This is a genomic window from Streptomyces sp. NBC_01320 (assembly GCF_035974375.1).
In the GTDB taxonomy this organism is placed as follows: domain Bacteria; phylum Actinomycetota; class Actinomycetes; order Streptomycetales; family Streptomycetaceae; genus Streptomyces; species Streptomyces yanii.
The window spans coordinates 7,482,840-7,497,379 of the sequence record NZ_CP108390.1 but is presented as its reverse complement, the minus strand read 5'-3'; the positions used below and the strand labels follow the sequence as shown (position 1 = coordinate 7,497,379).

The following is a 14,540-nucleotide window of genomic DNA, read 5'->3' as shown; positions in this document are numbered from 1 at the left end:
TCGCTCGGTGCCTCCGAACCTACGGATCACGGGTGGGCCAAGGACATGGCGGCTGCTGGCGGATCAGGGGTGGGGCAAACCCCACCGGGGCGCTCCGGTCCACCCGAAGTCGTTCGGTAAACTAATTACTGACGATTTCTTGACGTTCTCTTGACCTATTGAAGGATCAGGCTCATCGGACACGCAGACACGCTCATCGCCATGGGCGGCGCCTTCCTCGCCGCCGCTGTTCTCGCCCGGGTCGGCGGCCGGATCGGCCTCCCGACCATTCCCCTGTTCATCCTGGCCGGGATCCTGCTCGGCCCGCACACCCCCGGCATCGTCCTCGTCGCCGACCCGCACGACCTGGAGATGCTCTCCGCACTCGGGCTCGTGCTGCTGCTCTTCTACCTCGGCCTCGAATTCCACCTCGACGACCTCAAAGCGGGCGGGCGCAAGATGGCGCTGGCCGGAGGCACGTATCTCGCGCTGAACGTCGGCGCCGGGCTCGGCTTCGGCTTCGCGCTCGGCTGGGGTACGTCGGAGGCACTCGTCCTCGCCGGGGTGCTCGGCATATCGTCGTCGGCCATCGTCACCAAGGTCCTGGTGGACCTGGGGCGCATCGGCAACCCGGAGACCAAGCCGATCCTCGGCATCATCGTCGTCGAGGACGTCTTCCTCGCCCTCTATCTGGCCGCTCTCCAGCCCATCCTCTCCGGCGCCGACGACCTCGCCGCGGCGGTGGTCGACGGCGGCAAGGCGTTCGGTTTCCTGTTGCTGCTCGCCCTGGTGGCCCGTTTCGGCACGAAGGCCATCGGCAAGGTGATCAACACCGGCGACGACGAACTGCTCGTCATCTCGTTCCTCGGCGCCGCGGTCTTCGTGGCGGGTGTCTCGGAGTGGTTCGGGGTCGCGGACGCGATCGGCGCGTTCATGGTCGGCCTGATGCTCGGCAGCACCACGTCGGGCGCCCGCATCCTCAAACTCGTCCACCCGTTGCGGGATGCCTTCGGCGCGATCTTCTTCTTCGCGTTCGGACTCTCGATCAACCCGGGCGATCTGCCGAACGTGCTCTGGCCGGTGCTGGCCGCCGCCGCGGTGACGCTCGCCATGAACGTGTTCGCCGGGATGGCCACCGCCAAGGTGTACGCCTTCGGACCGAAGGCCACCGCGAACATCTCCACCACGCTGCTGGCCCGCGGCGAGTTCGCGCTCATCCTCGCCACGATGGCCGCGGGCGCGGGGCTGGACGAACGGCTCTCCCCGTTCATCGCCGGCTATGTCCTGGTCCTCGCCGTCCTCGCGCCACTGGCCGCCGGGCGGTCCCACTGGCTGGCCCGGATCCTGCCGGGGTCCTGAGCGGGACAGGCGCTCTCCGGGTGCGGACCTCCGTGTCCCGCACCCGGAGAGCGGCCGTTGCCCCACGTTCGGGTGGCGGGCCGACTTCCCTTGACGGAAGCCCGGTTCGGGGCGGTGACAAACGGTTCAGTGGCGGCGGGACAGGAGCAGCAGCGCCCGGTCGTCGTTGACATCCTTCGCACAGGCCTCGATCAGATGCCAGGCCGCGCCTTCGAAGCCGGTGACGACATAGCGGTCCGCCTCGCCGGTCAGCCGGTCGATACCCTCCGCGATGTCCCGGTCGGACGCCTCCACCAGGCCGTCCGTGAACAGCATCAGGACGTCGCCAGGGGCAAGCGAACCCTTCACCGCGTCGAACTGTGCCCCGTCGTACACCCCGAGCAGCGGGCCCTCCGCGGCCATCTCCTCCCAGTGACCGCTTCCCGCGTGCAGCTGAAGGGCGGGCGGGTGGCCCGCGGAGAGGAGCTCGTAGTCACCCGATTCGAGGTCCAGCACCAGGTGGATCGAGGTGGCGAAGCCCTCGTCCCAGTCCTGGCGGAGCAGATAGCCGTTGGCCGCGGGCAGGAAGCCGTGCGGCGGCAGTGAGCCGAGGAGACCGCCGAAGGCACCGGACAGCAGCAGGGCGCGGGACCCCGCGTCCATGCCTTTGCCGGACACATCGGTGAGGACGACCTCCAGGGTGCGGCCGCCATTGGTGCGGGCCGCGACGACGAAGTCGCCGGAGAACGACTGGCCACCCGCGGGGCGCAGCGCCATCTCCCGGTGCCAGCCCTGCGGCAGGCGTGGCAGGGCGCTCTGCACCCGGATGCGTTCGCGCAGGTCGAAGAGCATGGTGCCGCCTCGCCGCCAGGGCACTCCGACCCTGGCCCGGAACTGGGCGACGATCAGACCGAAGAAGCCGCAGGCCGCGACAACCAGGACGGTGCCCGGGGTGACCCGGGCCGCCCCCTGTCCGTACGGGCCGAGCGCGATGGACTCCACGATCAGGGCCGCGGCAGCGGTCGCGTACAGCCCCAGCAGACTGGCCGGCCGCAGCAGCAGACCGCCCGCGACGATCGGCAGCACGAGCGCGGCCGGGGCGCACCACACCGCGTTCAGCAGCGTGCCGCAGGTGATCGCCGGGATGGTGAGCAGCAGTCCGGCCAGAGCGATCCAGTCGGAGCCGTCACCCCGGAAGTAGTCGACCCCGGATTTGCGCAGCGCGATGCGCGCCCGGTGCGCCGATTTCCGCAATCGGGCCGGGTACGAGTCTGCTCTTGCGCGACGGGCCATTGCGGGGACCTTATCCACCCGGGCGCCTCCGGTGCAGGGGGACCCCTGTGACAATGCGTTCGAAATCGGGTCGCCCGTCTGCCGTACCCCTGGTAGGGATGGCCCATGACTACTGAGCTTCGCGTACTGCAGCCATCCGAATGGAACGAATGGTTCGAGTGTCTGGAGCTGGCGTTCGGCGGGGACCCGGAGACTCCCGAGGAACGCGAGCTGTTCGAGCAGCTGACCGAGCCCGAGCGGTCGCTCGGCATCTGGGACGGTGACGACGTGGTCGGCACGGCGGGGGCGTTCAGCTTCCGGGTCGCAGTGCCGGGCGGGGCGCTGGTGCCCGCCGCCGCGATCACGATGGTGAGCGTCGCCTCCACGCACCGCAGGCGCGGGCTGCTGACCTCGATGATGCGCCGCCAGCTGGACGACATCCGCGCGCTGGGCGAGCCGTTCGCCGTACTGACGGCCTCGGAACCGGTGATCTACGGCCGGTTCGGCTACGGCGCCGCCTCGCGACAGATGTCCCTGACGATCGAGAAGGACCGGATCCGGCTGGACGTGCCGCCGGGCACGGACGAGGTGCGGCTGCGCCACGCGAAGCCGGACGAGGCGATGGCGGCGTGCGAGAGCGTGTACGAGCAGCTGGTCTCCGGCCGTCCCGGCGTCCCGGCCCACGCGCCCGGCTGGGAGCGCAAGCCCATGGTCGACCCGGTCGCCCACCGGCAGGGCTCCTCGGCGCAGCAGTGCGTACTGGCGGAGCGGGACGGGAAGATCGTCGGCAATGTGACGTACCACATCAAGCCGGAGTGGGAGCCGGCCGGCCCCAAGGGCACCGTCGTGGTCAACGACCTGGCCGCACTGGACCCGGCGGCGTACGCGGCGCTGTGGCGGTTCGTCTTCGAGATCGACCTGATGACGACGGTCGTGGCCCGGAACCGGCCGGTCGACGACGCCGTGCTGCACCTGGTGTCGGACGTGCGGCGGTGCAACATCCGGGTCCGCGATTCACTCCATGTGCGTCTGGTGGAGCTGGGAGCGGCGCTGGAGGCCCGGACGTACCGGGGCCCGCTGGACGTGGTGTTCGAGGTGGAGGACGCGTTCTGCCCCTGGAACGCGGGGCGTTGGCGGCTCACGGCCGACGCGAAGGGCGCCGCGTCGTGCCGGCGCACCGACGACCCAGCCGATCTCGCGCTCTCGGTACGGGAGTTGGGCTCCGCGTATCTGGGCGGCGAGTCGCTGAGCTCGCTGGCTCTGGCCGGGCGGGTACGGGAGCTGCAGGCGGGCGCGCTGGCGGAGGCGTCGTCGGCGTTCTTGTCGGACGCGGCCCCGTGGCTGCCCCGGGGGTTCTAGGGGCTCTCTAGGCCTTCTGGCACCCCGGGCACCAGAAGAGGTTGCGGGCGGCGAGATCGGCGGTGCGGATCTCGCCGCCACAGATGTGGCAGGCCTGCCGGGCCCTGCGGTACACGTACACCTCGCCGCCGTGGTCGTCGACCCGTGGCGGACGCCCCATCGCCTCCGGCGTGTGCTCGGGGCGGACCGTGTCGATGCGGTTGTTCCGCACCCCCTCGCGCATCAGCATCACCAGGTCAGCCCAGATCGCGTCCCACTCCGCACGCCCGAGGTCCTTGCCCGGCCGGTACGGGTCGATGCCGTGGCGGAAGAGGACCTCGGCTCGGTAGACGTTGCCGACGCCCGCGATGACCTTCTGGTCCATGAGCAGGGCGGCGACGCTGATGCGGCTGCGCGAGATCCGCTGCCAGGCGCGTTCGCCGTCCTCGTCGGTCCGTAGCGGGTCCGGGCCCAGCCGGTCGTGTATCGCGCGCTTCTCGGGTTCCGTGATCAGGGCGCAGGTGGTCGGACCGCGCAGATCCGCGTGGTGTTCGTCGTTGGCCAGGCGCAGGCGGACCGTGTCGGTGGGCGGCGGTACCGGTGTCGTACCGAAGCGGAGCTTGCCGAACAGTCCCAGGTGGATGTGGACCCAGCCGAAGTCCTCGAAACCGAGGAACAGGTGCTTGCCGTGCGCGTCGACGCCGGTGAACGCACGGCCGTCGAGGAGCGACGCGCTGTCCGAGAACCTGCCCTGCGGGCTGCTCACCCGCACCGGCCCGCCCAGGAACCGGTCGCGGTGGTCCGCGGCCAGGCGGTGGATCGTGTGTCCCTCGGGCACGGTGGTGGCTCTCCTCGGTCGGGTGGGGAAATGGCTGTGCCGCCGGGCGGGCCGGCGGCACGGGGTGTGTGGGGCGGTCAGCCCTGCTGCGGGTGGTGGGCGGGGATCGGGGGAAGCTCGCCCGTCGTCTCGTACGCCGTCAGCATCTCAATACGACGGGTGTGACGCTCCTCGCCGGAGTACGGCGTGGCGAGGAAGATCTCGACGAACTTCGTCGACTCCTCCACCGTGTGCATCCGGCCACCGATGGCCACCACGTTGGCGTTGTTGTGCTCGCGGCCGAGCGCGGCGGTCTGCTCGCTCCAGGCGAGTGCGGCGCGCACGCCCTTCACCTTGTTGGCGGCGATCTGCTCGCCGTTGCCGGAGCCGCCGATCACGATGCCGAGGCTGCCCGCGTCCGCGGCCGTCCTCTCGGCGGCGCGGAGGCAGAACGGCGGGTAGTCGTCCTGGGCGTCGTAGATGTGGGGGCCACAGTCGACGGCTTCGTGGCCATGGGCCGTGAGCCACTCGACGAGGTGGTTCTTGAGTTCGAAGCCGGCATGGTCTGAGCCGAGGTACACGCGCATGTTCCGAGTGTGGCATGCGCGGCGCGGGGTAGCCGTCATCGGGGTCGGGACCCTCCGGGCCGGCCGGAGCCGCGGAGCCCTCGTGCGGGGTGTGTGGGAAATCCCACTCAACGATCCGGTCAACGATCCGGAAGAGGGGGTTCCGCTTCCCGGGTTCCGCAGGCTTCAATGCTGAGACTCCGCCGCCACACCACCGTGCAGCGGCACAGCCGCGGAACTGAGTGATCCAGAACGTAAGGATTCGATCCATGACGCAGACGACTCTGGCAGGGCCGGGCCACCAGCCCGGCGAGCCGGACCGGGCGGACAAGCCGGGCTCCTCCGACGGGCTCCAGGCCGGTCTCAAGAATCGTCACCTCTCGATGATCGCCATCGGCGGGGTGATCGGCGCCGGCCTCTTCGTGGGCTCCGGCGCCGGTATCGCCGCCGCGGGTCCCGCCATCCTGCTGTCGTACGCACTGGTCGGCCTCATGGTCGTCTTCGTGATGCGGATGCTCGGCGAGATGGCCGCGGCCCGTCCGAGCTCGGGCTCCTTCTCCGCATACGCCGACCAGGCCCTCGGCCGCTGGGCCGGATTCTCGATCGGCTGGCTGTACTGGTTCTTCTGGGTCGTGGTGCTCGCCGTCGAAGCCACGGCGGGTGCCAAGATCCTGGAGGGCTGGGTGCCGGGCGTCCCGCAGTGGGCGTGGGCGCTGATCGTGATGGTCGTGCTCACCGCGACGAACCTGGTCTCGGTCGGTTCGTACGGAGAGTTCGAGTTCTGGTTCGCCGGAATCAAGGTCGTGGCGATCGGCGCATTCGTCGTCGTCGGGCTGCTCGCCGTCTTCGGGCTGCTGCCCGGCTCGGACAACCCCGGCTCGGGGCTCGCGCATCTCACGGACACCGGCGGGTTCTTCCCCAAGGGGCCGGGCGCCATCCTCACCGGTGTGCTGATGGTCGTCTTCTCGTTCATGGGCAGCGAGATCGTGACGCTGGCGGCCGGCGAGTCGGAGAACCCGCAGCGCGCCGTCCAGAAGGCCACCAACAGCGTGATCTGGCGGATCGCCGTCTTCTACCTGGGCTCGATCTTCATCGTCCTGACGCTGCTGCCGTGGAACGACGCGTCGATCCTCAAGGACGGCAGCTATGTCGCCGCACTGAACTCGATCGGCATCCCGCACGCCGGCCAGGTGATGGACGTCATCGTGCTGACGGCCGTGCTGTCCTGCCTCAACTCCGGCCTCTACACGGCCTCGCGGATGGCGTTCTCGCTCGGCGGCCGCGGTGACGCGCCGAAGGCGTTCGCCCGGACGAACAAGCGGGGCGTGCCGCAGGCGGCCATCCTGTCCTCCGTCGTCTTCGGCTTCGTCGCCGTGTTCTTCAACTACCAGTGGCCGGACACCGTCTTCCAGTTCCTGCTGAACTCGTCCGGTGCGGTCGCCCTGTTCGTCTGGCTGGTCATCTGCTTCACCCAGCTGCGCATGCGGGGCATCATCCTGCGCGAGTCGCCGGAGAAGCTGGTCGTACGGATGTGGCTCTTCCCGTATCTGACCTGGGCGACCATCGCGATGATCTCGTTCGTGCTGGTCTACATGCTGACCGACGACAGCGGCCGTGAGCAGGTGCTGCTCTCGCTGCTCGTCGCGGCGGTCGTGGTGGCGATCTCGCTGGTACGTGAGGTCCGGCAGCGCAAGAGCGGAGCGGTCACGGCGGACGCGTCCGCCGACGCCTGACCGGGCCCGTCCATACCTGACGGCAGATGTCAGGTATACCGGGGAGGCTCTCTCCTGCCGCAGTTTTCACCGGGCGAACGGAGAGCCTCCCCATGAACGACCAGTTGCCTGCCCAGTTCACCTTCCGCCCCGGCGACCCCGGATACGCGGAGGAACTGGCCGGCTTCCAGACCGGTTTCACGCTCCGGCCCGGACTGATCGTCGGCGCCACCGATGCCGACGAGGTCCGGGCCGCCGTCGTGTTCGCCGCCGCCCGCGGACTGCCTGTCGCCGTCCAGGCCACCGGGCACGGTCTGGCCGGCGCCGCCGAGGGCGGGGTACTGATCAGTACGCGCCGGATGGACGACGTACGCATCGACGCCGCCGCCGGGACCGCCCGGATCGGGGCAGGGGTGCGCTGGGGGCAGGTCGTCGAGGCCGCAGCCGCGCACGGCCTCGCCCCGCTGAACGGCTCCGCGCCGAGCGTCGGCGCCGTCTCGTACACGCTGGGCGGCGGGCTCGGAGTGCTGGGCCGTACGTTCGGCTACGCCGCCGACCGGGTGCGCTCACTGAATGTGGTGACGGCCGACGCCCGGCTGCGTCATGTCACCCCCGAAAAGGAACCCGAGCTGTTCTGGGCGCTGCTGGGCGGCGGGCACCGGCTCGGGGTGGTGACCGCGCTGGAGATCGGGCTGGTGCCGGTGGCGCGGGTGTACGGCGGTTCGATCGCTTTCGACGGCGCGGACGGGGAAGCGGCGTCCGAGGTACTGCGGACCTATCTGGAGTGGACGCGGACCGTGCCTGACGCGTTGACCTCCTCCGTGGCGGCGCTCCCCTACCCGGACATCCCCCAGCTGCCGGAGGCGCTGCGCGGGAGGTATGTCATCTCGGTGCGGGTCGCGTACACCGGCAGTGCCGCCGAGGGCGAGCGGCTGGTCGCCCCGCTGCGGGCGATCGGGCCCGCGCTCACGGATTCGCTGCGGGAGATGCCGTACACCGACAGCCACACCATTCACAGCGACCCGCCGTTCCCGCACGCCTATTACGGCGACAGCGCGATGCTGAGCGGGCTGGACGCGGATCGTGCGCTGCGGGCCCTGGAGCTGACCGGGCCGAAGGCCCCGATGATGACCGTGGTCCAGATCAACCATCTGGGCGGGGCACTGGCCGCAGAGCCCCCGGTGCCCACTGCCGTGCCGTACCGCGACGCCGCCTTCCTGCTGCGCCTGCTCTCGCCGCTCGACGGGACCGGTGTGGCGGCGGTACGGGCCCTGTACGCACAGGTGTCCTCCGTGCTGGAGCCGCTGGCCGTGGGGCGCTCGCTGAACTTCTCGTTCGGTGGCGGCGACCGCACCGGGGGGCTCCACGACGAGCGGACGCGGAATAGGCTCGCCGGTCTGGTGTCGCAGTACGACCCGGCGAGCCTCTTCGGAGGGGTTTACGAGGGCGAGTAGCCCCCTGTGTCAGCCGCGGCGGCCGACGAGCTTCCAGGCGGTGGGCAGCGCGCCCATCGCCAGGGCCGCCTTCAGCGCGTCACCGAGCAGGAACGGCACCAGGCCCGCCGCGATCGCGGCGCTCGCCGACATCCCCGTGGAGAGCGCCAGGTACGGGACACCGATCGCGTAGATGATCGCGGAGCCGAACACCATCGTGCCCGCGGTCCGCAGCACCGACCGGTCGCCGCCGCGGCGGGCGAGGCCGCCGACCACGGTGGCGGCGAGCAGCATGCCGAGGACGTAACCGAACGAGGCACCGCCCGCGCCGGAGCTGCCGCCCGCGAACCACGGCATGCCCGCCATGCCGACGAGCGCGTACACAGCCAGGGAGAGGAAGCCGCGGCGGGCGCCGAGAGCGGTGCCGACGAGGAGCGCGGCGAAGGTCTGGCCGGTGACGGGGACCGGGGAGCCGGGGACCGGGACGGCGATCTGGGCGGCGATGCCGGTGAGCGCGGCGCCGCCGACGACCAGGGCCGTGTCGACGGCGTAGCGGTGCCGGGCTGCGGGCAGCAGGTCGGCGAGGACCGCTCCGGTACGGACGGGGGCAGCGGCAGCAGTGCTCATCGGGACTCCGCGGTGGTGAGGGCAGGTGGGGACAGGCTGACGTTAGCCCACGGGTTAACGCTCGATCACCATCAGCCACCCACAAAGCGGCGCTCGGCGGCTTGGTGGGGTTCACACAAAGACTGGTGGGCAAGCACGCGACGGCGTGACGCTCGTCACTGAGGTGGGGGCGGGAGGGGGCTGTCAGCCGGGCAGGGTCGTGCAACGTGAGACTGTAGGTTCCCCATAAATGATCCGAGAGTGATCCGCACCGCATGCACGACACCCCTCCCCCCACGGAGCCCAGCCAGCCGGAACCGCTGGCGCACGGGCTGAAACAGCGCCATCTGACGATGCTCGGACTGGGCGGGGTGATCGGCGCCGGTCTCTTCGTGGGTTCGGGCGCCGGGATCGCCGTCGCGGGCCCGGCCATCGTCGTGTCATATCTGATCGCCGGCACCCTCGCGATGCTGGTGATGCGGATGCTCGGCGAGATGTCGGCCGCGATGCCCGCCTCCGGTTCGTTCTCCGTCCATGCGGAGCGGGCGCTCGGCCGGTGGGCCGGGTTCAGTGTGGGCTGGCTCTACTGGTTCCTGCTGGTGGTGGTACTCGCCGTGGAGGCGACCGCTGCCGCGACGATCGCCCATGGCTGGGTGCCGGCCGTGGACCAGTGGGTCTGGGTGCTGGTGTTCATGGTGGTGTTCACCGTCGCCAATCTGACCGCGGTGAAGAACTTCGGTGAGTTCGAGTTCTGGTTCGCCGCGCTCAAGGTCGCCGCGATCGTGGTCTTCCTCGTGCTCGGACTGCTGGCCATTTTCGGTCTGCTCCCGGACACGGATCCGGTAGGACTGACCAACCTGACCGGCCACGGCGGTTTCCTGCCGAACGGCTGGGCCGGGGTCGTGTCCGGTGTCCTGACCGTCGTCTTCGCGTTCGGCGGACTGGAGGTCGTGACGATCGCGGCGGCCGAGACCGAGGATCCGGCGCGTGCGGTGGGGCGCGCCGTGCGCAGCGCGGTCGTGCGCATCCTCTTCTTCTACGTCGGGTCGATGCTGGTGATCGTGACGGTGCTGCCGTGGACCGCGCAGCAGGCCGGGCTGAGCCCGTACGTCAAGGTCCTGGACGCGATCGGGGTGCCATCGGCCGGGCAGATCATGAACATCGTGGTGTTCGTGGCGCTGCTCTCCGCGCTGAACGCCAATCTCTACGGCTCGTCCCGGATGATCTTCTCGCTGGCCGAGCGCGGCGAGGGGCCGCGCGGACTGCTCAAGGTGTCGGGCGGCAGGGACGGCGAGAGCGAGCGCGGGGTGCCGCGGCGGGCGGTGCTCGCCTCGGTCGCCTTCGGCTTCGTCTCCGTACTGCTCAATCTGAAGTGGCCCGACTCCGTCTTCCTCTATCTGCTCAACTCGGTCGGCGCGGTGCTGCTGTTCGTATGGGGGCTGATCGCCGCGTCCCAGCTGCGGCTGCGCCGCCGTATCGAACGTGAGGCGCCCGAGGCCCTGACCCTGCGGATGTGGTTCTTCCCCTGGCTGACCTGGCTGACCCTGGTCGCGCTGGTGGCCGTGCTCGTACTGATGCTGACCGATGACGTGGCGCGGCCGCAGGTGCTGTGGTCGGCGGGGGCGACCGGTCTGGTGCTGCTCGTGGCGCTGGCGCGGGAGGTGCGGGACCGGCGCCGGGGCTGATGGGGGCGGAGCCGTCGCGGGTGCGTACGCGCGTGTGCACCATGTGTGAGCCCGGTGCCCGTATAGCGGACAGCTGTTCCCTGTGGGCGGGGGTGCGGAGAGACTGTGGCCTCGTCCACCGTCTCGCCTACCGAACAGAGCACGTCCATGTTTCGGACCTCCGCGTCTCCCCCCACCGCCGGCTCCGAAGTCTCCGCAGCCCCGGTCGACTCCGCCCTCACCCATGGACTCAAGCAGCGTCATCTGTCGATGATCGCCCTCGGCGGCGTCATCGGTGCTGGACTGTTCGTCGGTTCCGGCGCCGGTATCGCCTCCGCCGGACCCTCGATCGTCCTCGCCTACGCCATCTCCGGACTGCTGGTCATGTTCGTGATGCGCATGCTGGGCGAGATGTCCGCCGCCAATCCGGCATCCGGCTCGTTCTCCGTCCATGCGGAGCGGGCGATCGGTCCGTGGGCCGGGTTCACCGCCGGGTGGGCGTTCTGGGTGCTGCTCTGTGTCGCCGTCGGTCTTGAGGGGATCGGCGCCGCGAAGATCGTCACCGGCTGGCTGCCCGGCACCCCGGAGTGGGCCTGGGTCGCGCTGTTCATGGTGGTCTTCCTCGGCACGAACCTGGCCGCCGTGAAGAACTTCGGCGAGTTCGAGTTCTGGTTCGCCGCACTCAAGGTCGCCGCGATCACGCTCTTCCTGGCGCTGGGTGTGCTGGCGATCCTCGGCGTGCTGCCCGGTACGGACGCTCCCGGCGGCGCCAATCTCACCGGTGACGGCGGGTTCCTGCCGAACGGCTCCAACGGCTTCATCATCGGGCTGCTGGCCTCGGTCTTCGCGTACGGCGGCCTCGAGACGGTCACCATCGCCGCGGCCGAGTCCGAGAACCCGGTTCGGGGTGTCGCGAAGGCGGTGCGGACGGCGATGTGGCGGATCGCGCTGTTCTACGTCGGTTCGATGGCGGTCATCGTCACGCTCGTGCCGTGGGACGACCCGAAGGTCGCCACGGTCGGCCCGTTCTACGCGACCCTCGACCACCTCGGCATCAGCGGCGCCGCGGAGATCATGAATGTGGTCATCCTGGTCGCGCTGCTCTCCGCGATGAACGCGAACATCTACGGCGCCTCGCGCATGGCCTGCTCACTGGTCGCCCGCGGCCAGGGCCCGCAGCGGCTCGGCAGGATCACGTCCGGGGTGCCCCGCAACGCGGTTCTCGTCTCGTCCGTCTTCGGTTTCCTCTGCGTGCTGCTCAGCTACTGGCGCCCGGACGATGTCTTCCCCTGGCTGCTCAACATGATCGGCGCGGTGATCCTGGTCGTCTGGATCTTCATCGCGGCCTCGCAGCTGGTACTGCGCAGCCGGCTGGAGCGCGAGGCACCCGAGAAGCTGGTGGTGCGGATGTGGCTGTTCCCGGTGGGGACGGTGCTGGCGCTGCTGGCCATGGCCGGCATCTTCCTGCTGATGCTGCGCCAGCCCGAAACGCGTGACCAGCTACTGGCGACCGGTCTGCTGACCGCCGTACTCATCGTGATCGGTGTCGTGCGGCAGCGGCGGATCGCGGCCGTCAAGGGCTGACGTCCGGTGCGCACGGCACATTGAGGGAGAGCAGCGCGCCGCCCTCCTCTCCCAGCCGCACCTCGCTCACCGCCGCGTTCCGCAGCTGCGGAAAGACGCGGCGGTAGGCGCCGAGCGGGATCGACAGCAGTTCGCACAGCACCAGCCGCAGCAGCGTGTTGTGCGCGACGACGAGGACCCGCTGCCCCGGATGACCGTTCGCGATCCGGCGCAGCGCCGTCGTCCCCCGGGCCGCCGCCACGCGCGGGTCCTCGGCCCCGGGGAAGGCGTTGATCACCGGGTCGGCCCGGAACGCCTCCGCCCGTTCCGGGTCCTCGGCCGCGAACTCGGCGAGGGTGCGCCCCTCCACCGTCCCGAAGTCGCACTCCCGCAGATCGGGTTCGCGTCCGGGTACGAGGCCGAGCGTCCAGCAGGCGGGTTCGGCGGTCTCGATGGCCCGGGTGAGAGTCGACGTCCAGATCGCGTCGATCCGGTGGCGGGATGCCCACTGCGCCAACTGTTCGGCCTGGCGGCGCCCCTCGTCGGTGAGGGCGACGTCGCTGACCCCGGCGTAGCGGTTCTCGGCGTGCCACACGGTCTGTCCGTGCCGGGCGAGGAACAAGGTGGTCGGGCTCTTGGTCATCGACTCTCCGTTCGGAACCGGGCGTGGGTGGCGAGCGTTCCGGAGAGCCGGCCCTGCCGTTCCAGTTCGTCCACCAGCTTGAGGTACGGCTCTGCGTGGCGGGCGGTGCGCGCCGGGTCGGGGCGCAGGACCTGCCTGATTCCGACCATGTGGCCCGCGGTCTCATACAGGGTGGCGGTGGCCCGTGCCCCGTACGCGGCGAGGACCGCCATGCCGAAGGCGGGTTCGCTGTACAGCGGGATGTGGACGGGTCGGCCCAGGATGTCGGCGCGCAACCGGTTCCAGTGACCGCTGCGGACCGGCCGGCGGGGTCCGGGCCCTGACCGCCTCAGCCGCCGCCCGCCCGTCGTCGTACATCAGCCCGGTGATCAGTGGCCTGCCCGTGCGGTCGGCGAGCAGGACGGTGCCGGACGTGGCGCAGACCGCGAGGGCGCGCGGCGGCCCGCTCCCGGAGCGCAGCGCCTGCCGGGTGGCCGCGCACACCGCGGTCCACCAGTCCGCGGGCAGCTGCTCGTGACGCACGCCGTCGCGTCCGCCGGTCAGTGGAGCCGCGCCGCTGCCGAGGATCTCCCCGCGGTCGGAGGCGACGACCGCACGGACGCCCTGTGTGCCGAGGTCGATACCCATCCACATACCCGCTCCCTCTGTGGACTTCTCACTGTGCACCGAGAGTTCCCGTTTCGGCGCGGCGGTTCGACGCAGGGGTCCGGCTGTCCCCTCCCCGTACGCGCGGCCGCGCCTGCTCCCTCCTCCTGCTAGCCTGCATTTGCATATAGGTTGCAATAACAACATGAAAGCAGCTGGAGGGTTCGCCCCATGGCCACGTACACGCTCCCGGAACTCCCGTACGACTACGCGGCGCTCGAACCGGTCATCAACCCGCAGATCATCGAGCTCCACCACGACAAGCACCACGCCGCCTACGTCAAGGGCGCCAACGACACCCTGGAGCAGCTGGAGGAGGCACGCGACAAGGAGGCCTGGGGGGCGATCAACGGCCTGCAGAAGAACCTCGCGTTCCACCTGTCCGGCCACATCCTGCACTCCATCTACTGGCACAACATGAGCGGTGACGGCGGCGGCGAGCCCCTCGCGGCGGACGGCGTCGGCGACCTCGCGGACGCGATCGCCGACTCCTTCGGCTCCTACGCCGGTTTCAAGTCCCAGCTGACGAAGGCCGCGGCCACCACACAGGGATCCGGCTGGGGCGTTCTCGCGTACGAGCCGGTCAGCGGCAAGCTGATCGTCGAGCAGGTCTACGACCACCAGGGCAACGTCGGCCAGGGCTCGGTCCCGATCCTGGTCTTCGACGCCTGGGAGCACGCCTTCTACCTGCAGTACAAGAACCAGAAGGTCGACTTCATCGAGGCGATGTGGCGCGTCGTCAACTGGCAGGACGTGGCGAAGCGGTATGCGGCCGCCAAGGAACGCGCGGACGTACTGCTGCTCGCCCCCTGACCCGGGCACACAGGCGTCCTGTCTCGTGATCGTCTTCTCAACCTTCACCGGACAGGCGGATGAACGGAGAGCCCCCGCGAGGACGTGACTCGCGGGGGCTCTTCGCCAACCCTGCTTGCATGGTTGGCTAGTTAGCTCATGCGCTAAACAT

At 70.1% G+C, this 14,540-nt stretch carries 14 protein-coding genes; 7 read left to right on the top strand and 7 right to left on the bottom strand.

From position 1 onward, the window contains the following. Window positions 1-201: 201 nt before the first annotated feature. Entirely contained in the window at window positions 202-1,338 is a 1,137-nt protein-coding gene (locus OG395_RS34075) for a cation:proton antiporter (RefSeq protein ID WP_266985673.1), read from the top strand. A 126-nt stretch (window positions 1,339-1,464) separates the two neighbouring features. On the opposite strand, the gene OG395_RS34070 is transcribed toward OG395_RS34075, so the two are convergent. Beyond that, a complete protein-coding gene (locus OG395_RS34070) occupies window positions 1,465-2,610 on the bottom strand; it encodes a PP2C family protein-serine/threonine phosphatase (RefSeq protein ID WP_327246352.1) in 1,146 nt (381 codons plus the stop codon). Between the two features lie 105 nt (window positions 2,611-2,715). Here OG395_RS34070 and OG395_RS34065 point away from each other — a divergent pair, with 105 nt between their 5' ends. Beyond that, window positions 2,716-3,948: a GNAT family N-acetyltransferase gene (locus OG395_RS34065; protein WP_327246351.1), complete on the top strand. Its 1,233-nt coding sequence runs from the start codon at window positions 2,716-2,718 to the stop codon at window positions 3,946-3,948. A 7-nt stretch (window positions 3,949-3,955) separates the two neighbouring features. Here OG395_RS34065 and OG395_RS34060 read toward each other — a convergent pair whose 3' ends face one another. Beyond that, the gene (locus tag OG395_RS34060) at window positions 3,956-4,765 is read right to left on the bottom strand and encodes an Fpg/Nei family DNA glycosylase (RefSeq protein ID WP_327246350.1); all 810 of its coding nucleotides are present in this window, start codon (window positions 4,763-4,765) and stop codon (window positions 3,956-3,958) included. A gap of 77 nt (window positions 4,766-4,842) precedes the next feature. Next, complete coding sequence (locus tag OG395_RS34055; RefSeq protein ID WP_266985667.1) at window positions 4,843-5,331, bottom strand: ribose-5-phosphate isomerase; 489 nt, start codon at window positions 5,329-5,331, stop codon at window positions 4,843-4,845. 248 nt (window positions 5,332-5,579) lie between these two features. Between OG395_RS34055 and OG395_RS34050 the strand changes: the two genes are divergently transcribed. Both OG395_RS34050 and OG395_RS34045 read left to right on the top strand, forming a co-directional pair. Further along, window positions 5,580-7,043, top strand: coding sequence for an amino acid permease (locus OG395_RS34050; protein ID WP_327246349.1), 1,464 nt, complete (start codon window positions 5,580-5,582; stop codon window positions 7,041-7,043). Window positions 7,044-7,135: 92 nt separating this feature from the next. After that, entirely contained in the window at window positions 7,136-8,476 is a 1,341-nt protein-coding gene (locus tag OG395_RS34045) for an FAD-binding oxidoreductase (RefSeq protein ID WP_327246348.1), read from the top strand. A gap of 9 nt (window positions 8,477-8,485) precedes the next feature. Here OG395_RS34045 and OG395_RS34040 read toward each other — a convergent pair whose 3' ends face one another. After that, window positions 8,486-9,082: a biotin transporter BioY gene (locus OG395_RS34040; protein WP_327246347.1), complete on the bottom strand. Its 597-nt coding sequence runs from the start codon at window positions 9,080-9,082 to the stop codon at window positions 8,486-8,488. A 254-nt stretch (window positions 9,083-9,336) separates the two neighbouring features. On the opposite strand from OG395_RS34040, the gene OG395_RS34035 reads away from it, so the two are divergent. Further along, window positions 9,337-10,746, top strand: coding sequence for an amino acid permease (locus tag OG395_RS34035; protein WP_327246346.1), 1,410 nt, complete (start codon window positions 9,337-9,339; stop codon window positions 10,744-10,746). Between the two features lie 147 nt (window positions 10,747-10,893). Beyond that, the gene (locus OG395_RS34030; protein WP_327246345.1) at window positions 10,894-12,309 is read left to right on the top strand and encodes an amino acid permease; all 1,416 of its coding nucleotides are present in this window, start codon (window positions 10,894-10,896) and stop codon (window positions 12,307-12,309) included. Here the strand turns inward: OG395_RS34030 and OG395_RS34025 are convergent. From OG395_RS34025 to OG395_RS34015, 3 genes are read right to left on the bottom strand one after another with little or no spacing between them, the layout of a single operon-like run. Beyond that, a complete protein-coding gene (locus OG395_RS34025; RefSeq protein WP_327246344.1) occupies window positions 12,299-12,931 on the bottom strand; it encodes a histidine phosphatase family protein in 633 nt (210 codons plus the stop codon). The genes OG395_RS34030 and OG395_RS34025 overlap by 11 nt on opposite strands. After that, window positions 12,928-13,080 carry a hypothetical protein gene (locus tag OG395_RS34020; RefSeq protein ID WP_327246343.1) on the bottom strand — a complete coding sequence of 51 codons (153 nt, stop codon included), beginning with the start codon at window positions 13,078-13,080 and terminating at the stop codon, window positions 12,928-12,930. Before OG395_RS34020 ends, OG395_RS34025 begins: the two co-directional genes overlap by 4 nt. Window positions 13,081-13,093: 13 nt before the next feature. Next, a complete protein-coding gene (locus tag OG395_RS34015; RefSeq protein WP_327246342.1) occupies window positions 13,094-13,558 on the bottom strand; it encodes an FGGY family carbohydrate kinase in 465 nt (154 codons plus the stop codon). Between the two features lie 189 nt (window positions 13,559-13,747). Here OG395_RS34015 and OG395_RS34010 point away from each other — a divergent pair, with 189 nt between their 5' ends. Next, window positions 13,748-14,389 (top strand): superoxide dismutase, encoded by a 642-nt coding sequence (locus OG395_RS34010; protein WP_327246341.1) that lies wholly within the window; start codon window positions 13,748-13,750, stop codon window positions 14,387-14,389. Window positions 14,390-14,540: the final 151 nt, after the last annotated feature.

Bases quoted from the DNA above. Each gene is read 5' to 3' on its own strand.
- OG395_RS34075 (WP_266985673.1), top strand. From the start codon at position 202: ATGGGCGGCGCCTTCCTCGCCGCCGCTGTTCTCGCCCGGGTCGGCGGC.
- OG395_RS34070 (WP_327246352.1), bottom strand. From the start codon at position 2,610: ATGGCCCGTCGCGCAAGAGCAGACTCGTACCCGGCCCGATTGCGGAAA.
- OG395_RS34065 (WP_327246351.1), top strand. From the start codon at position 2,716: ATGACTACTGAGCTTCGCGTACTGCAGCCATCCGAATGGAACGAATGG.
- OG395_RS34055 (WP_266985667.1), bottom strand. From the start codon at position 5,331: ATGCGCGTGTACCTCGGCTCAGACCATGCCGGCTTCGAACTCAAGAAC.
- OG395_RS34050 (WP_327246349.1), top strand. From the start codon at position 5,580: ATGACGCAGACGACTCTGGCAGGGCCGGGCCACCAGCCCGGCGAGCCG.
- OG395_RS34045 (WP_327246348.1), top strand. From the start codon at position 7,136: ATGAACGACCAGTTGCCTGCCCAGTTCACCTTCCGCCCCGGCGACCCC.
- OG395_RS34040 (WP_327246347.1), bottom strand. From the start codon at position 9,082: ATGAGCACTGCTGCCGCTGCCCCCGTCCGTACCGGAGCGGTCCTCGCC.
- OG395_RS34035 (WP_327246346.1), top strand. From the start codon at position 9,337: ATGCACGACACCCCTCCCCCCACGGAGCCCAGCCAGCCGGAACCGCTG.
- OG395_RS34030 (WP_327246345.1), top strand. From the start codon at position 10,894: ATGTTTCGGACCTCCGCGTCTCCCCCCACCGCCGGCTCCGAAGTCTCC.
- OG395_RS34025 (WP_327246344.1), bottom strand. From the start codon at position 12,931: ATGACCAAGAGCCCGACCACCTTGTTCCTCGCCCGGCACGGACAGACC.
- OG395_RS34020 (WP_327246343.1), bottom strand. From the start codon at position 13,080: ATGGTCGGAATCAGGCAGGTCCTGCGCCCCGACCCGGCGCGCACCGCC.
- OG395_RS34015 (WP_327246342.1), bottom strand. From the start codon at position 13,558: ATGGGTATCGACCTCGGCACACAGGGCGTCCGTGCGGTCGTCGCCTCC.
- OG395_RS34010 (WP_327246341.1), top strand. From the start codon at position 13,748: ATGGCCACGTACACGCTCCCGGAACTCCCGTACGACTACGCGGCGCTC.